General features: G+C 61.6%; 17 protein-coding genes and 1 pseudogene. 4 read left to right on the forward strand and 14 right to left on the reverse strand.

Annotated elements, in window-relative coordinates; translation table 11 throughout:
• Positions 1 to 129: 129 nt before the first annotated feature.
• The 11 genes from tpx to HBJ59_RS24415 all read right to left on the reverse strand — a co-directional run bounded on the left by tpx (position 130) and on the right by HBJ59_RS24415 (position 11,367).
• Entirely contained in the window at positions 130 to 630 is a 501-nt protein-coding gene (tpx, locus tag HBJ59_RS24365; protein ID WP_003207496.1) for a thiol peroxidase, read from the reverse strand.
• Between the two features lie 108 nt (positions 631 to 738).
• Positions 739 to 3,453 (reverse strand): cystathionine beta-lyase, encoded by a 2,715-nt coding sequence (metC, locus tag HBJ59_RS24370; RefSeq protein ID WP_167665002.1) that lies wholly within the window; start codon positions 3,451 to 3,453, stop codon positions 739 to 741.
• 25 nt (positions 3,454 to 3,478) lie between these two features.
• Positions 3,479 to 4,126 (reverse strand): glutathione S-transferase family protein, encoded by a 648-nt coding sequence (locus HBJ59_RS24375; RefSeq protein ID WP_167665003.1) that lies wholly within the window; start codon positions 4,124 to 4,126, stop codon positions 3,479 to 3,481.
• Positions 4,127 to 4,261: 135 nt separating this feature from the next.
• Positions 4,262 to 4,858 (reverse strand): cysteine dioxygenase, encoded by a 597-nt coding sequence (locus HBJ59_RS24380; RefSeq protein WP_167665004.1) that lies wholly within the window; start codon positions 4,856 to 4,858, stop codon positions 4,262 to 4,264.
• Positions 4,859 to 4,874: 16 nt separating this feature from the next.
• A complete protein-coding gene (locus HBJ59_RS24385; RefSeq protein WP_076013864.1) occupies positions 4,875 to 5,699 on the reverse strand; it encodes an amino acid ABC transporter ATP-binding protein in 825 nt (274 codons plus the stop codon).
• The gene (locus tag HBJ59_RS24390; RefSeq protein ID WP_167665005.1) at positions 5,686 to 6,378 is read right to left on the reverse strand and encodes an amino acid ABC transporter permease; all 693 of its coding nucleotides are present in this window, start codon (positions 6,376 to 6,378) and stop codon (positions 5,686 to 5,688) included. Before HBJ59_RS24390 ends, HBJ59_RS24385 begins: the two co-directional genes overlap by 14 nt.
• A complete protein-coding gene (locus HBJ59_RS24395) occupies positions 6,368 to 7,102 on the reverse strand; it encodes an amino acid ABC transporter permease (RefSeq protein WP_076013862.1) in 735 nt (244 codons plus the stop codon). The genes HBJ59_RS24390 and HBJ59_RS24395 overlap by 11 nt, the downstream gene beginning before the upstream one ends.
• Positions 7,099 to 8,310, reverse strand: coding sequence for an aminotransferase class I/II-fold pyridoxal phosphate-dependent enzyme (locus tag HBJ59_RS24400; RefSeq protein WP_167665006.1), 1,212 nt, complete (start codon positions 8,308 to 8,310; stop codon positions 7,099 to 7,101). The genes HBJ59_RS24395 and HBJ59_RS24400 overlap by 4 nt, the downstream gene beginning before the upstream one ends.
• Positions 8,307 to 9,728: an FAD-binding oxidoreductase gene (locus HBJ59_RS24405; protein WP_167665007.1), complete on the reverse strand. Its 1,422-nt coding sequence runs from the start codon at positions 9,726 to 9,728 to the stop codon at positions 8,307 to 8,309. Before HBJ59_RS24405 ends, HBJ59_RS24400 begins: the two co-directional genes overlap by 4 nt.
• A complete protein-coding gene (locus tag HBJ59_RS24410) occupies positions 9,721 to 10,527 on the reverse strand; it encodes a transporter substrate-binding domain-containing protein (protein WP_167665008.1) in 807 nt (268 codons plus the stop codon). Before HBJ59_RS24410 ends, HBJ59_RS24405 begins: the two co-directional genes overlap by 8 nt.
• Before the next feature lie 3 nt (positions 10,528 to 10,530).
• Positions 10,531 to 11,367: a transporter substrate-binding domain-containing protein gene (locus HBJ59_RS24415; protein WP_167665009.1), complete on the reverse strand. Its 837-nt coding sequence runs from the start codon at positions 11,365 to 11,367 to the stop codon at positions 10,531 to 10,533.
• Between the two features lie 240 nt (positions 11,368 to 11,607).
• Between HBJ59_RS24415 and HBJ59_RS24420 the strand changes: the two genes are divergently transcribed.
• Both HBJ59_RS24420 and HBJ59_RS31700 read left to right on the forward strand, forming a co-directional pair.
• Positions 11,608 to 12,468: a LysR substrate-binding domain-containing protein gene (locus HBJ59_RS24420; RefSeq protein ID WP_371916612.1), complete on the forward strand. Its 861-nt coding sequence runs from the start codon at positions 11,608 to 11,610 to the stop codon at positions 12,466 to 12,468.
• Positions 12,465 to 12,578: pseudogene (locus HBJ59_RS31700) on the forward strand (outer membrane lipoprotein carrier protein LolA); the annotation flags it as partial. The gene HBJ59_RS24420 and the pseudogene HBJ59_RS31700, both read left to right, overlap by 4 nt.
• A gap of 10 nt (positions 12,579 to 12,588) precedes the next feature.
• On the opposite strand, the gene dnaQ reads toward HBJ59_RS31700, so the two are convergent.
• The 3 genes from dnaQ to HBJ59_RS24435 form a co-directional block, all read right to left on the reverse strand.
• Entirely contained in the window at positions 12,589 to 13,329 is a 741-nt protein-coding gene (gene dnaQ / locus HBJ59_RS24425; RefSeq protein ID WP_167665028.1) for a DNA polymerase III subunit epsilon, read from the reverse strand.
• Between the two features lie 70 nt (positions 13,330 to 13,399).
• The gene (gene rnhA, locus HBJ59_RS24430; RefSeq protein WP_053255695.1) at positions 13,400 to 13,852 is read right to left on the reverse strand and encodes a ribonuclease HI; all 453 of its coding nucleotides are present in this window, start codon (positions 13,850 to 13,852) and stop codon (positions 13,400 to 13,402) included.
• A 101-nt stretch (positions 13,853 to 13,953) separates the two neighbouring features.
• Positions 13,954 to 14,712, reverse strand: coding sequence for a methyltransferase domain-containing protein (locus HBJ59_RS24435; RefSeq protein WP_076013855.1), 759 nt, complete (start codon positions 14,710 to 14,712; stop codon positions 13,954 to 13,956).
• A 65-nt stretch (positions 14,713 to 14,777) separates the two neighbouring features.
• Here HBJ59_RS24435 and gloB point away from each other — a divergent pair, with 65 nt between their 5' ends.
• Complete coding sequence (gene gloB, locus HBJ59_RS24440) at positions 14,778 to 15,545, forward strand: hydroxyacylglutathione hydrolase (RefSeq protein WP_167665010.1); 768 nt, start codon at positions 14,778 to 14,780, stop codon at positions 15,543 to 15,545.
• 98 nt (positions 15,546 to 15,643) lie between these two features.
• Positions 15,644 to 17,056 carry a lytic transglycosylase domain-containing protein gene (locus HBJ59_RS24445; RefSeq protein ID WP_076013853.1) on the forward strand — a complete coding sequence of 471 codons (1,413 nt, stop codon included), beginning with the start codon at positions 15,644 to 15,646 and terminating at the stop codon, positions 17,054 to 17,056.
• Positions 17,057 to 17,241 lie beyond the last annotated feature (185 nt).

Genomic DNA, 17,241 nt, shown 5'->3' on the forward strand with positions numbered 1-17,241 from the left:
CTTCTTTGCTTAGTCCATTGGCTATCCGGCTAAGCGTCTGAAGCACAAATAAAAACGGCCTGGACTAGGCCAGGCCGCAATACTGCATCATACGTGTTACTGCAAAACGACAGTCACGCGTAGTTACAGTTACTTCAAAACAGCCAGGGCTGCTTCGTAGTTTGGCTCTTGGCCGATTTCGCTGACCAGTTCGCTGTGCAGCACGTTGTCGTTCTCGTCCAGCACTACGACCGCGCGGGCGGTCAGGCCTTTGAGCGGGCCATCAGCAATCGCAACACCGTAGTCGACAGCGAATGCAGCCTCGCGGAAGTCCGACAGGTTCTTCACGTTTTCCAGGCCTTCGGCACCGCAGAAACGCGCCTGGGCGAATGGCAGGTCAGTGGAGATGCACAACACCACGGTGTTGTTCACGTCGTTGACCTGGGCGTTGAACTTGCGAACCGAAGTGGCGCAGGTCGGGGTATCAACGCTTGGGAAGATGTTCAGCACTTTGCGCTTGCCGGCAAAGGTCGCCAGGGTCGCGTCGGACAGATCGCCAGCAGTCAGGGTGAAGTCTGGCGCCTTGGCGCCGACTTTCGGCAAATCGCCTTCGACCTGGACAGGGTTGCCTCGGAGGGTAACTTGAGCCATGAACGGAATCCTTCTAGTGGTGGTAGTGAAACGAATTTCAGGTGCCGAAGTTAAACACAAAGTTCGATGGGCACCTATGGTCGGACGCAAATTGTCATGGTGCGAGGCTCAACGCCCCGCTGCCACGAACCCGCGCTGCAGATCCTCGATCAACGCCTCCACATCCTCCAGCCCCACGTGCAGGCGCACCACCGGGTTCAAGCCACGGTCGGCAGCGCTCTGGCGATCTTGCGTGTCGGCCAGGGTCACCAGGCTTTCATAGCCGCCCCAGGATGCACCCAGGCCAAACAGCTGCAGGCCGTCGATAAAACGCTCCACATAGCCTGCATCGGGATTATTGAGTTCGAACGAAAGCAGGCCATTGCTGCCGCTGAAATCACGCTTCCACAGCGCATGCCCCGGATGCTCGGGCAAGGCCGGATGAAACACCCGCTTGACCTGCGGCTGCACCTGCAACCATTGGGCAATCGCCAGCGCCTGGCGCTCGTGCACGTCCAGCCGGGAAGCCAGGGTGCGTGCGCCACGCAGGATCAGGTAGGCATCGTCGGCGCTCACCGCATTGCCAAAGGTATCGCTGATTTTCGCCAGGGCTGGCCATGCGGCTTCGGTAGTACAGACGCTGCCCATCATCACGTCGCTGTGGCCGCCGAGGTATTTGGTCAGGGCCATGATGGAGATATCGGCGCCCAACGCCAGCGGACGGTACAGGTAGGCTGCGCCCCAGGTATTGTCCACCGCCAGCAAGATTCCGCGCGGCTTGCACAGTGCGGCTATCGCGGGCAGGTCGCACAGTTCATACAACAGCGAACCGGGGACTTCTGCATAGACCATTTTGGTGTTGGCTTGCAGTTGCGCTTCCAGACCGCTGCCGTCCGGGCTGAAGTAGCTGACTTCGATGCCGAATGGCTGGAGGAACTCGCGGGCCAGCTTGCGCACCGGCGAATACACGGCGTCGGTGATCAACACATGGTCGCCGGGCCGCAGGTAGGCCAGCAACGTCTGCGCCGCTGCGGCGAGACCCGTGCCATATAACCGGGTGCGGTAGCCGCCTTCCAGTTCGGTGACCAGATCTTCCAGCGCAAACGCAGTGGGATTGCCACGTGCGCCGTAGCTCAGGACCCGCTCACTGTCGCGTCGGGAGCGGGCGTCACGCATCTGGGCCAGGTTGTCGAACAGCACAGTGCTCAGGCGGGTGATCGGTATGTTGACCGACCGACCACCGTTGCCCCCTTCAGTACGCGCGGCATGAATCAACCGGGTGCGCACGCGTGACGCGGGCAACAAGGGTTTGAGACTGGCGATTTCCGCTTCGCTCATTTGTGCCAGCAGGCCGATTTCCCAGGCCAGGTACTGGCGGGCGGCGTCCTTGTTGCCGCTGTGGCGGTCGTGGGTAAAGAACAAAAAGTCGATGCATTGATCGTCGGGTGGTGTCTGCGCGTCCTCGATCACCGGCAAACCTGCCGCCACCCATGCGGCATAGCCGCCGTCGAGCAAGCGCACATCGTCGCCCAACTCCAGCGCAGCAAAAGCAGCCAGCGCCGGATCGTCCGCCACCAGCACCAACGGACGCGCACCGGCGGTCAACCGCGAACGAATCGACCAGCGCGAACCGGCAATCCGGCCCTTGCGATGGGTCATGCTCGGGCGCAGGTCCACCAGGTCAACGGTGCCATCTTTCAACGCGTCAGCCAGCGCCTGCACCGGTATCACCGGCAGCGCTTCAAAGGGGACAGCCCCCTTTACCTCCAACGCCAATCCACTGTGGATTCCACCCTCCAGCACATACGCCTCATGCCCCAACTGGCGCAGCCAACTGGCGACAATCGGCGCACGCACGCCGTCGCTGTCCAGCAGCACCACCCGCGCCTGACGCACGCCGATGTACAGGTCGGTGGACTGGATCAACTGCCCGCCCGGCGCATGTTGCGCCCCTGGCAAACTGCCGGCGGCAAACTCTTCAGCGGTGCGCACATCACACAGGAACAGGCTGCGGGCCGGGTCCGCTGCCCATTGGCGAACCTGCTCCGCCTTGACACTGACCACCCCTGCCCGCTCCGCCAATTGCCGGGCGGCTTGGCGCTGCTGCACCAGATCAGTAGAGACTTGATCGGCATAACGGCGGGTGCTGCCATGCTCCAGTTTGAAATCCGCCAGGTACCAACCCTGGGTACCGTTTTCCAATGCATAAACCGGGTTCTTCACGCCGAGGTTGATCAACGTCTGGGCGCCGATAATGCTGCGGGTACGGCCGGCGCAATTGACCACGATCGGCGTCGTCTCATCCGGCACCAGGTCGTGCACGCGGTAACCCAGCTCACCGTTAGGGCAGCAGATGGAGCCAGGAATGGTCATCTTGCGGTACTCATCAAACGGCCTGCCGTCCAGCACCACCAGCGGCTCGCCCTTGGCCTGCCAGTCCGCCAGTTGCTGCGCGGTGACGTGGGGCGTGTGGCTGGCTTCTTCCACCAACTCGCCAAAAGCCTTTGACGGTACATGCACCCCGGCAAACAGCTGCAGGCCGGCAGCCACCCAACCGTCAGCACCCCCTTCCAGTACATGCACATGCCGGTAGCCCAACGCCTGCAAGCGCAGCGCCGTGCGCGCAGCCACATCGCCGCCGTCCTGATCGTAAATCACCAGGCGCACCTGAGGGTTGGGCGCCAGGCGCTGCACCTCCAGTTCCAGGCGGCTATAGGGCAGGTTTACCCCGTGAAACAGATGGGCCTCGCCGTATTGGCCGTGCTCGCGTACGTCGAACAGGGCGATTTCCTGGCCGTCGAACAGCCATTGTTGCAATTGCCCGGGTGTGATGGTCTGGCTCATGGAAGTCCCGCAAAAAAAAGATGAGTTACTGCAAGGCCAGCGAACGCTCGCCGGCGGCGACTTCGCGTCCCTTGGCGTAGGCCCGCTGGACCGCCGGGCGCGCCTTGATGCGCAAACGCCAGGCCTGGATGTTCGGGTAGTCGGCCAGGTCCTGGCCTTGGCGCAGGGGCTGGATCCACGGGAAGATCGCCATGTCGGCCACCGAGTATTCGCCTGCGACATACGGAACCTCGGCCAAGCGCTGCTCCAGCACCCGATACAGGCGCGTGGCTTCGGCGTTAAGCAGGTCGAGGGCGAAGGGAATCGGCTCCGGGGCCTTCTCCTTGAACAGCTGCAACTGGCTCAGGTACGGGGTGATATGCCCCACCTGCCAGAACAGCCATTCCTGGACCTTCTGGCGCTCGGCGGTGCCAGCGGGCGGCAGGAAACGCCCGGCCTTGTCCGCCAGGTAGTTCAGGATCGCCCCGGACTCGAACAGGCTCAGGGGTGCTTCAAGGCTGTGGTCGACAATCGCCGGAATCCGCCCATTCGCACTGATGCGCTGGAAGCTTTCCTGCTTCTGCGCGCCTTCGCGGATGTTGACCGGAATCAGACGGTACTCCGCCTCCAGCTCTTCCAGCAGGATGCCGACTTTCAGGCCATTGCCGGTGGGCCAGTAATACAGATCAATCATAAAAAACCCTGGATGAACGCGGATCTAATTGTGGGAGCGGGCTTGCTCGCGAATGCGGTGGGTCAGAAACGCATCCATTGACTGAAAAACCGCATTCGCGAGCAAGCCCGCTCCCACATTTGATGTGTGTTGTGCTCAGGAATAGGCCCGGATTGAAGGCGCCATCTGCGAGGCGTTGTAGTTGAGAATTCGGCCGTCTGCTTCAACGCCATAACGGCCATTGAGGGACTCCAGCGGCAAGCCGTACAGGTGGAAGTGCAAGGTCGCCTGCTCACCTTCAACACGAATCCCGTGCAGGTCTTCACCGAGGAACGAGATGGAAGTGCCCGGTTGCACAATGACTTCTTTCTCAAGGGTCAGGGTGGTGAAGCCTGCATCCCGCCCTTCATCGTTGCGGCCATACACGTAGTTGATTTCCTGGCCTTCGACGGCACTGATGATCGCCCAGGTTTCGTGGTTGTGAGGGAGGGTGCTTTTGCCCGGCAGCAGCGAATTCAGGTACAGGGTCGGCGTGTCGCCATCGTCATTCAGGCGATAGCGGAAAGCAGTGCTGCCCTGCCCCGGCACTGGCGCGGGGAATTCGTTGAAGTTGAACAGGTCCCGGCGCTCGGCCAGGGTTTCCAGCAGCCCGACAATTTCCACCAGGGCCGCGCGGTCTACGCCACGCTGGTTGATGACACGGATCTGCTGCAGGAAGTCTTCGATAACGGCGGCACGGTTTGCGGTACTCATGACGAGGTTCCTCTTATTAGACAGACAGGGTGTAGCGGCTCAGGTTGGTCAACAGGTACGGATCGTTGGCGATCGGTGGCCGACGGCCGGGATCGCCCAATGCATGGCGCAGGAATTCCTGGGTGCGGTCACTGGTGGGGTGCTGGAAGATCTGTTCAGCGCTGCCGTGCTCGACGATCACGCCGTTTTCGGTGAAGTAGACGATGTCGCTGATCTCTTCGGCGAAGCGCATTTCATGGGTCACCAGCACGCAGGTCATGCCCTCTTCGGTCAGCTCGCGAATCACCGTCAACACTTCACCGACAGTTTCCGGGTCCAGCGCCGAGGTCACTTCATCGAACAGAATCAGTTCCGGGCGCATCGCCAACGCCCGGGCAATCGCCACCCGCTGCTGCTGGCCGCCGGACAATTGGCCGGGATAGGCATCCGCCTTGTGCTCCATGCGCACTTTGGCCAACAGCGCCCGCGCGTCCTTCTCGGCATCGGCGCGGTTACGACCGAGCACCTTACGCGGGGCGATCACCAGGTTTTCCAGCACGGACAGATGCGGGAACAGGTTGTATTGCTGGAACACAAACCCGACGCGTTTGCGCAACTCGATGCGCTGGGCTTCCTGGGTCAGCGTATCGACCCGGGTTTCGCCGACGCGAATGGTGCCGCGCTGGGGCTGCAACAGCCCGGTGATGCAACGCAGGATGGTCGACTTGCCCGAGCCCGACGGGCCGATGATCGACACCGCCTGGCCGCGATGCACGTCGAGGTCGATGCCCTTGAGCACCCGGTTGTCACCGAACGACAGCTGCAAGTCCCGCAGGCTGACCAGGGGTTCAATAGAAGGCATAACGGCGCTCCAGGCGTTGGGTCAAACGGGAAATCGGGTAGCAATAGGCAAAGAACAGCACCAGCAAACTCAGGTAGATCACCACGGTAAAGCCGGTCATGTTCACGGTGTTGCTGGCAATCTGCGCGGTATCGATCACGTCGTGCACGCCCACCAGCGACGCCAGGGCGGTGCCCATGGTGACCACCGCGTAGAGGTTCATCCACGGCGGCAACATGCGCTTGAAGCACTGGGGCAGGATGATCGAACGGAAGATCTGGCCACGGGTGAATGCCAGCGACCGCGCGGCTTCCCACTGGGTGCTGGGGATCGAGCCGATGGCGCCGCGAAAGATCTCCGCCACGTTGGCGCTGGCCGGCAACGCCAGGCCGATGGTCACCTTGACCCAGTCCGGGAACGACACGTAAGAACTGCCGATATGGATCTCGAACGGAAACACGTAGGTGGTGAAATAGATCAGCACCAGCCACGGCGCATTGCGGAAAATCTGCACCCAGACGCGTGCCGGCAAGCGCAGCAGCCGCAATGGCGACATGGCCAGCGCGCCCACTATCAGGCCCAGCAGCGAACCGAGACCAATCGCCACCAGGCTGATCAGGATGTTCTGGCCGAAACCGCTGACCAGTGCTGGCGACCATTGCAGCAACGCCGACAGCACCGGGAATGAATCAATGGCCATAACCGGGCATCCTCAGGCGCGCTTCCAGCCAGCGCCCCACACAATTGACGGTAAAACTCAGCAAGCCGAAGAAGCTCAGGATCAAAATCATCAGCTCCAGCACGTTGTCGCTCTGGGTCCAGATCATGATCGAGGCGTAGGTGATATCGCCCACGGCGATGGCCGAGGCCACGGCGGTCATTTTCACCAGGTCGATCAGGTTGTTGATCAGCGACGGCAGCGCGAAGCGCAGGGCTAACGGCAGCTGCACATTCCACAGCAGTTGCCGGCTGCTAAAGGCCAGGGAGCTGGCGGCTTCCAGGGTCACGGAAGGTACCGCCTCGATGCCGGCGCGCAGGGCTTCTGCGTGAAACGCACCCTTGTGCAGCGAGATCACGATCACCACCCAGGCAAACGGCGTCAGCGGGTTGGCCGCGCCGACGGCCTGGGTCAGCAGCATGTTCAACACCAGGAACGCGCAGTACAGCTGAACCAACGTAGGCGTGTTGCGGGTCACTTCGATAAACACCCGCGCCGGCTTGGCCAGCCACGGATTGCCCGAAGTCAGCAGCGCCGCGAGGCTGATCCCCGCCAGCAGGCTGCCGACGATGGTGAACAGGCACAACAGCACGGTGGTCAGCGCGCCCTGCTCCAGGGTGCCGCGCTGATAGGCATCCAGCAGGAAGCTGTAGTTGAGGCCGATACCGGCGGCCCAATGCACAAAAATCTCCAGCCAATGGCTCATTCGGTGCCCCGCAGCTTGCCGCAGGCGACAGCGATACGGCGGCCGGCTTCAGCCACGCTGTCGGTCGCCGTAGCAATGGACAGGCGAAACCACGGCGACAGGCCGTAGGCGCTGCCGGCTACACCGGCCACGCCCTCCTCCAGCAAGTAGGCGACGACATCGCCGTCGTCGTTCAGCTGTTGACCGTCCGGGCGATAGCGGCCAAGTAAACCGGCGCAGCGCACAAACACGAAAAAGCCACCCTGGGGCTCGAGCACTTCCAGGCCATCGACGGTGCCGAGGGCCATCATCAGCAGGTCCCGGCGCAGTTGATAGGCTGCCACCTGCTCGAAGAGGAAACCCAGCCCGCCGGTGAATGCGGCCAACGCAGCGGCTTGACCGACGGAAGAAGCGCCGGAGGTGGATTGCGATTGCACCACCGCCATGGCATTGGTCAGGGTCTGCGGCCCGGCGCCGAACCCGATGCGCCAGCCGGTCATGGCGTAGGTCTTGGACACGCCGCCCACCAGCAGGCAACGGTCCTGCAGATCCGGCGCGAGGTTCAGCAGACTCTGGGCCGGGCGACCGTCGAAACGAATGTGCTCGTAGAGCTCATCCAGCAGCACCATCACCTGGGGATGGCGACGCAGCACCTCGGCCAGCGCCTGTAGTTCAGCCTCGCTATACACCGCACCGCTCGGGTTGCCCGGACCATTAAGGATCAGCCAGCGGGTGCGTTCATTGATGTGCTGTTCCAGTTGGGCCGGCAGCAGCTTGCAACCCTGCTCCAGGCCGCACTCGATAAACACCGGCTCGCCACCGTTGAACCGTACGCTGTCAGGGAAGGACGGCCAGTACGGCGTCGGCACCAGCACTTGATCGCCGTCGTCGAGGGTGGCAGCGAAGGCGTTGAAGATGATCTGTTTCGCGCCGTTCGCGATCACGATATTCGGCAGCGAATAGTCCAGGTGGTTTTCTTCGGCCAGCTTGCGCTGCACCGCGACGCGCAAGGCCTTTACGCCAGGTGTCGGGGTGTATTTGGTAGCGCCTGCGGCGATGGCGGCGTAGGCCGCTTGCTTGATGTGGTCGGGCGTATCGAAGTCCGGCTCGCCGGTGGTCAGGTCTAGAATGTCGCGGCCGGCATCACGCAGTTCCGTGGCGCGGGACTTGGCCGCCGCGTTGGCCGACAGCGACACCCGCTGCACCCGCTTGGACAGGCGAATCGTCATGGCTGCATCTCCAGGACTTTGCCGGGGTTGAGCAGGTTTTTCGGGTCGAGGGCACGCTTGATGCGGCGCATCAGGTCCAGTTCTACCGGGCTTTTGTAGCGGCCCAGCATGCCGACCTTGCGCTGGCCGATTCCGTGCTCGGCACTGATGGAACCGCCGTGAGCGTGGGCGCTGTCGTGCACCAGCAAGCTCAGTTCGGCGTAGTTGCGCATGTGCTCGTCCACCGTGGAACTCAGCGGATGGGCGACGTTGTAATGCAGATTACCGTCCCCCAGGTGCCCGAACGTAAAGTTGCGAACGCCGGGGAAATGCGCCTGCAACAACGCATCGGTATGGGCCACGAAGGCGACGATTTGCGAGATCGGCACCGAGATGTCGTGCTTCATATTGCGCCCGGCGCGCTTCTGCGCCTCGCTCATGTTCTCCCGTAGCAGCCACAGGGCTTCGCTTTGCGCCAGGCTTTCAGCGATCAGTGCGTCGGCCAGCAATGACTGCTCGAAGGCTTCACCGAGGACGTTTTCGAAGGCTTCGCGGGCGTGGGTTTCGCCGTGGTTATCCGAGAGTTCCAGCAAAGCGAACCAGGGTTGGCTGGCCTTGAGGAACGGTTGCGGGCCTTCGGGAAACTGCTCGCGCAACAACGCCAGGCAATCGGCGCCAAGTAACTCGAATGCCGTGAGATTTGCGCCAAAACCGGCGCGGGCATGGGACAGAAAAGCGACGGCCTGAGCCAACTCATCAAACGCCAGCAACGCGGTGGCCTGGGCCTTGGGCAGCGGGAACAGCTTCAGGGTCGCGGCGGTGATAATGCCGAGGGTGCCTTCACTGCCCACGTATAAATCCCGCAGGTCGTAGCCGGTGTTGTCCTTGCGCAAACCCCGCAGGCCGTTCCAGATTTCGCCTTCGGCAGTGACCACTTCCAGGCCCAGGGTCAGCTCGCGGGTGTTGCCATAGCGCAGCACCGCCGTGCCGCCGGCATTGGTGCCGAGGTTGCCGCCAATGGTGCAACTGCCTTCGGCACCGAGGCTCAGCGGAAACAGGCGATCGGCCTCCCGGGCCACGTCCTGGATGTTTTGCAGGATGCAGCCGGCTTCGACGGTCAGGGTGTCGTTGTCGGTATCGATCACGCGCACCCGATTCATCCGGTCAAGCAACAGCAGCACCGCACGGCCACTGGCGTCCGGCGTCGCGCCTGCCATCAGCCCGGTGTTGCCACCCTGGACCACGATGGGCGCCTCCAGGGCCACACAGGCACGCACCACGGCGGCGACCTCCTCGGTATTGGCCGGGTGTACCACGGCGATCACCTGGCCGGTGTAGCGGCCCTGTTTGTCGGTGAGGTACTGGGGGGCGTCTTCACTGCGCTGCACATGGGCGGCGCCGAGCAATTGCTGCAGGGTGGCGAAGAGCCGTTCACTCATGGCTGTACTGCTCGTGCAGATCACGCAGGGCCTGCGACGGGGCCATGCCGGTGCGTTCGCCGAGGGCGATCAACCAGCCGCTGCGATGCCAGTCGCGCACGATGGCGTCGAGCTTGGCCTGGGTGTCGTGCTCGCCTTTGCGGATCCAGATCACGGATTTGGACGGGATCAAATCCCCCGGCAACGGGATCTCGTAGCCGGACCATTCGGCATCTTCCAGCAGCGCATGCATGGTCGGGCTGACGTGCACCGCCGCCACGCAGCCATTGCCGCGCAACGACAGCAGGGATTCGGACTGGCTGCGGAACGCCTTGATCTGTGCGCCGTAGGTTTCCTGCAACGGTTTGATGAAGTTGCTGCCCTGGGACACGCACACTGGCTTGTCCTTGAGGTCGGCCCACTGGGTGATCTCGGCACCTTTGCGGATCAACGCCGCGCCGCCGACTTCTTCATAAGGCGTGGGCACGTAGTCGAGAATCTCGGCGCGCTCGTCGGTGTACTGCATGTTGGCGATCAGCACATCGACCTTGCCTTGTTGCAGGAACTGCACCCGGTTGGGCGCCAGTACCGAGACGGTCTTGGTCTCAACGCCCAGCGCCTGGCCGAGGCCCTTGGCCAGTTCGACGTTGTAGCCCAGGTGTTCGCCGGTCTTGGGGTCGAGGGTGCCAAACGGCGGGCCGCTGAGGATCACGCCGACGCTGATGGCGTGGCGTTGCTCGATCTTGTCGAGGGTGGCGTCGGCGTGGGCCAGGCTTGCGCACAGTGCCAGGCCCAAGGCAGTCAGGGTTTTCAACGTCATGTGTCAGGCGCCCTTGAACTGTTTCTGCAATTCCACCAGCGCCGGGGAAGCCGGGGTGATGTGGTTGCGGGTCTGGGCATCGATCAGCCAGCCGCTGCGGTGCAGTTCCTTGATGATCGGGTCGAGTTTGGCCTGGGTGTCGTTCTCGCCGCGGCGAGTCCAGATCACCGACGGCGCCGGGTTCAGTTCGGGGCTGATGGCGCGGTAGTCCTTCCATTCGGCGCTGTCGTTGATCAGCGGGTTGATCAGGGTGGAGTCATGCACCGCCGCGACGCAGTTATTGCCGCGCAGGGCCAGCAGGGATTCGGAGGAGCTCTTGAAGCCTTTGATCTGTGCGCCCAGTTCGGTCAGCGGCTTGACGTAGCTGCTGCCCTGGGAGGTGCACACCGGCTGGCCTTTGAGGTCTTCCCAGTGGGTGATCTTGCTGTCCTTGAGTACCGCTGCGGTGCCGCCAATCCTGTAGAACGGCGTCGGTACGAAACCGAGGATTTCGCCGCGCTCGGCGGTCCATTCCATATTGGCGATCAGCAAGTCGACCTTGCCCTGCTGCAGGAACTGCACGCGGTTTGCCGGCAATACCGGTACCAGTTGCACCTCGGCGCCCAACTGACGGCCCAGCTCGTTGGCCAGCTCGACGTTCAAACCCTTGGGTTTCTGAGTGGTGGGGTCGATGCCGCCAAACGGCCCGCCGGAAAGCAGCACGCCGACCACCAGCACATGGCGCTGCTGGATCTTGTCCAGGGTCGCGTCGGCCTGCACCAACGCGCTGCCGCCCAGGGCGATCAATGCGCCCAGGACCACAGGCAACCTTCGTTTTACCGCCGCGCGCACAAAACCCATGGAACTCCCCTCATTAGCGATCGGCGTACCCCGACCTGATGTGGGGGCATGCTAGGGAGAGTGCCGAGGGAACGGAAATTCAAATATCTAATATCGTTATAACTTCCCGTATATGGACGACCTTGTTTTTGGCCATATACTCGTAATCATTAGCCCCTGTAAAAATTCGGCGTGATAACACATAAAAATATGTAATGTTTATCTTCCTGCCCTTGATATAAAAAATGCCCTGGAATGGCCATGTCGACCCTCGATCTCGAACTGCTCCGCACCTTTATCGCCGTGGTCGATCACCACAGCTTCGCCGAAGCCGGTGCTCACCTGGCCCGCACGCAATCTTCCGTCACCCAGCATATGCAGCGCCTCGAACAGCAAGTGGGCGTCAGCCTGTTTGAAAAGCGCGGCCGGCAAAAGCAACTGACAGAGCCGGGAATGCAGCTATTGCGGCATGCGCGGCAGATGCTGTCGCTGAATGACGATGCACTCAATTCCCTGCGGGAAAGCAGCCTCAGCGGTGTGCTGCGCATCGGCTCGCCCCACGACATCGCCGACACCATCCTGCCGCCGATCCTCAGCCACATCGCCCGCTCGGCACCGCGCCTGCGCCTGGAAATCGACGTGGGTCGCAGCCCGTTCCTGATGGATGACTTGCATCGGGGCAAGGTCGACATGGTGATCTCCACCCGCGCCGACGCCAACCTGGAGGGCTTTGCGTTACGCACCTCGCCGGTGTGGTGGATTTGTTCGGCGCAGTACATTCACTCGCCGAGCGAGCCGCTGCCGTTGATTCTGGTGGATGAGCCGAGCATTTATCGGCGCTATGCCCTGGAGGCGCTGGAACGGGCGAACATCCCGTGGAGGCAGGCGTACCTGGCATCGAACCTGATCGGGATCAAGGCGGCAACCCGCGCAGGGCTCGGCGTGACCCCACGGAGCATGGAAATGCTCGGGCCGGACATGCGGGTATTGGGAGAGAACGACGGGCTGCCGAGGATGCCGGAGGTGACGTATTACCTGTGGATTCGCCCGAACACGGCGAACCCGATTGCACGCAAGGCTTATGACTTGATCAGGGCCAGCCAGGGATTGGCGCTTGGATGATAACCGTAGGAGCGAGCTTGCTCGCGAAGGTCGTTAACGATGACGCGGGAAACCTGACACCCAACGGCGCTCTCAGGTTTTTCGCGAGCAAGCTCGCTCCTACAGGTTTTTCAGACGGTTTTATTGCTGGATCAATTGGGTCCACAACGCGGGTGCACCGGCGGACTTGGCGATTGCCTCAAGACGGGCCGCGTGTTCGGCCATGTCCTGCTCGCTGGCGCGAATAATCGCGGTGGGCTGGCGATCTGCTGGCAAGCGGCGGATTTCCGAAGGGCGATTGCCCGAGCCTTCTGCCGAACCATTGCCGTCCGAAGCGTTACCGGCCAGGGACAGGCTGGTCTGGCCACCGGTCATGGTCAGGTAAACGTCGGCGAGGATCTCGGAGTCGAGCAAGGCGCCGTGGAGTTCGCGGCCGGAGTTGTCGACGCCATAGCGTTTGCACAAGGCATCGAGGCTGTTGCGCTGGCCCGGGTGACGCTCACGGGCCATCATCAAGGTGTCGAGGATCGAGCAGTGCCGGGTGATATCAGCCCGGTCGGTCGCGCCCATCAGCGCGAATTCGTTGTTGATGAAGCCAACGTCGAACGCCGCGTTATGGATGATCAGCTGTGCGCCGTTGATGAATTCGAAGAACTCATCGGCCACTTCGGCAAACCGCGGCTTGCCTACCAGGAATTCGTTGGTGATGCCGTGGACGCCGATGGCGCCTTCATCACTTTCGCGGTCCGGTTGCAGGTAGACGTGGAAGTGCCGGCCAGTGAGGCGGCGCCCCATCAGTTCGACGCAGCCGATTTCAATGATCCGGTGGCCGTCGGTCACCGGCATGCCGGTGGTTTCGGTATCGAGTACAACAGATCGGATGGCCATCAGGGTTCAGCTCTCAACGGTTTGGTACATTTCAAGGGGCGGGATCTTAACACGTCAACCGGCATCAGCTCTGCTTGTAGCCGCGCACGTCATCCACACCGCGATTGGCCAATTGGTCGGCCCGCTCGTTGCCGGGATGGCCGATGTGCCCGCGCACCCATTTCCAGGTGATGTTGTGGCGATTGCATTGCTCATCGAGCAACTGCCACAGGTCGGCGTTTTTCACCGGTTCCTTGGCCGCAGTCTTCCAGCCGCGCTTCTTCCAGTTGACCATCCACTCGTTGATGCCCTTCATCACGTACTGGGAGTCGGTCACCAGCAACACGTCGCAACGACGCTTGAGCTCTTCAAGGCCGCGAATCGCCCCCATCAGCTCCATGCGATTGTTGGTGGTGTTGGCTTCGCCGCCCCACAGTTCCTTCTCCACGCCTTTGCACACCAGCAAGGCGCCCCATCCGCCGGGGCCGGGATTGCCTTTGCAGGCGCCATCGGTGAAGAGTTCTACGGTATCGGTCATTTCACTGTCCATTAAAGCGGGATCCATCAAAGCGGGTTGCCGATAATCGACCGACAAAGGCCCGAGGTCGAGAGACTCGACCTGAAATCAAAAAAGGTTTTTTACTGCTCGCTCTGCTTGCGATTGACCTTGGCCATCGGCATCGGTACCAGCTTGCCCATCGGTTCGCGGCGTACCTGGCGCACCGGCCGCAGGCCTACGACGATCTTGCGCGCCACCAACAAGTAGAAACCACCGCCAGACAATTGCCAGGCTCCGGCCCTGCGCTCCCAGCCGGCCAACCGGCCCTGCCACTTGGCGGACGCAAGCGGCGGACGATAGCACCCGAAGCGGCGTTTCTCCAGTGCAAAGCCCAGCAGGTTCAACCAGTCACCGACGCGCGACGGCGAGATGCAGCGTGCCTTGCGCAAGGCATCATGGGCGAATACATGCCGCAAGCCCCAACTGCTCCAGGGGTTGATGCCGATGATCAGCAAATGGCCACCTGGGCGCACGCTGCTGGCGGCTTCGCGCAGCAAGCCATGGGGCGACAGACAGAAATCCAGGCCATGCTGCAACACCACCACGTCGGCAGCATGCTCGCTCAACGGCCAGGCTTGCTCCTCGCAAACAATCTCGACACCCGGCAACGGCGCCCCCAGGCGCACGTTGCGTTGCACTTGCGGCGCCGACGGCGGGGTTTGCGCCGAGGGGCCGTAATGCACCAGGTAGCCACCAAAGAACCGGCCAAGCTCGTCTTCGAGCATGCGCCGTTCTTCATCCAGTAAAAATTGCCCGACAGGCCCGGACAGCCATTCACGGGCGGCACTGATCAGTGCCAGCCACTCGGGATCGGCCTGGGCGAACGCTTTATCAGTCATTGCATTCTCCAACGCGCCAAGAAGCTCTAAGATGCACCAATGTGTTCAGCTTGGCGAATCAAAGAATGATACAGATCAGTGCCCTGCCCGCCTTCACCGATAACTACATCTGGCTGTTACAGGATCAGCCGAACAAGCGCTGCGCGGTAGTCGATCCCGGTGATGCCGCGCCCGTGCTGGCCTGGCTCCAGCAGCACCCCGACTGGACCCTCAGCGACATCCTGGTGACTCACCATCACCATGATCATGTCGGCGGCGTCGAGCAACTTAAAAGTGTTTCAGGCGCCACGGTCTACGGCCCGGCCAATGAAAAGATCCCGGCGCGGGATATCGCCCTGCAGGACAACGACCGCATCAACGTGCTGGGGTGGGACTTCGAGGTGTTTGCCGTACCCGGTCACACCCTCGGCCATATCGCCTTTTATCACCAAGGCGTGCTGTTCTGTGGCGATACCCTGTTCGCCGCCGGTTGTGGCCGACTGTTCGAAGGCACCCCGCAACAAATGCACACCTCTCTGGAGCGCCTGGCGGCATTGCCAGCCAACACGCTGGTGTACTGCACCCACGAATACACACAAAGTAACCTGAAATTCGCCCAGGCCGTGGAACCGCATAACACGGATATCGCCAAACGGGTGGAACACGTGCGGCAACTGCGGGCCAACGGCGAGATCACATTGCCTTCGACCCTGGCCCTGGAAAAACTCACTAACCCTTTTCTGCGGACCTCTGAAACATCCGTTAAAGAAAAAGCGGACGAACGGAATGGCCGGGATAACCGGGCCGGGAGTGAGGTATTTGCTAGCTTGAGGTCTTGGAAAGATACGTTCTAAGTGGAAGGATTCTGATACGTAATTTCTGAATGGTTGACCGGAACCAAAGCGCTTTCTAGAATCGCCCGACATTTTTGCCCGGAACTTACTTCCAGCCAATGTCGTCATCTATTCGTAAAACCAACCATTCAGACGCATTGACCCGCCTGGCTCAAGCCGTGGCGGTGGCTGTGTCCGCTACTCTGGCGGGCTGCCAATCGACCAATTTTGCCGCACAATCCACCGTGCAACCCAAGCCAAACCTTACCGCCAAGATCAAGCAAAAACCCATTTGGCTATCAGAGAAGCCAAGCCCGGAAGTGCCCCAGGATGTCTGGGAACGCATGCGCCGGGGCTTTCAATTGCAGGACGGGTTAGGCGTCAACCCGCGCATTGAACAGCAACGATTGTGGTTTGCCAGTAACCCTTCCTTTCTTGAGAACGCCGGCGAACGCGGCAGTCTCTACATTCATTACATCGTCGAACGCCTTGAAGAACGCAACATGCCCCTGGAGCTGGCGCTGCTGCCAGTGATTGAAAGCGCCTACAACCCAATGGCTTATTCACGCAGCGATGCCGTGGGCCTGTGGCAATTCATTCCTTCCACCGGGCGCTACTTCAACCTGCGTCAGACCCGCGCCTACGACGGCCGCCGCGACATCACCGCCTCCACCACCGCCGCCCTGGACTACCTGACGCGTCTGCATGACATGTTCAACGGTGACTGGTTGCTGGCGTTGGCGGCCTACAACGCGGGTGAAGGCACGGTCAGCCGGGCCATCGAGCGCAACGAAAAGCTCGGCTTGCCGACGGACTACTGGAACCTGCCGCTGCCTCAGGAAACCAAGGACTACGTGCCCAAGTTCCTGGCGCTGTCCCAGGTGGTGCTGGCTCCCGAAGCCTACGGCGTCAACCTGAACCCGATTGCAAACACGCCGTATTTCGAAGTGGTTGAAGTCAAGCAGAGCATGGACCTGTCACGGGTTGCCGCGCTGGCCGAGATCGACGAAGACGAACTGTTCCAGCTCAACCCCGCCTTGAAGCAACGTACCACCCTGGATGGCCCGCAGCATTTGCTGGTGCCGACGTCCAAGGCGCAGTTGCTGGCCAGCAGCCTTTCGGCGATGAAGCCCGAAGAGTTGCTGAGCATGCGCCCGAAAAAGCAGGTGTTCGACGAAGTTGAACACAAGGCTGTGGCCGGTCGCACCCGTAGCTACAAGGTTCGCAGCGGCGACAACCTGACCCTGATTGCCAAGGCCAACAAGGTTGATGTGCATGACCTGCAGCGCTGGAACCAGCTCAATGGACAGGCGCTCAAGGTCGGCCAGACCCTGGTCATGCAGGACACCCGCAAGCTGGTGGCCAAGGCCGGCGGCAAGAAGCCGGTGCAATACAAGGTCAAGAAAGGCGACTCGCTGTACATCGTCGCCAAGCGCTTCAACGTTGAGATGCAACATCTCAAGCGCTGGAACCCGCGCACTGGCCAGGCGCTGAAGCCGGGGCAGATGCTCGTGGTTTCCGGGCCCAGATAACACCGCAACCCCTGTAGGAGCGAGCTTGCTCGCGAATAACGCAAGGACACCGCGTTAATTCAGAATGCCAGCGTTATCGTCGGCGTCCTTCGCGAGCAAGCTCGCTCCTACAGGTTTCACAACGCCTCGATCCCCAGCCTTTTTCCATTCGGAACAAGCTGTTACTGTACCGATCATAAAGCCCA

This window comes from Pseudomonas sp. AN3A02 (assembly GCF_011765255.1).
Lineage (GTDB): Bacteria > Pseudomonadota > Gammaproteobacteria > Pseudomonadales > Pseudomonadaceae > Aquipseudomonas.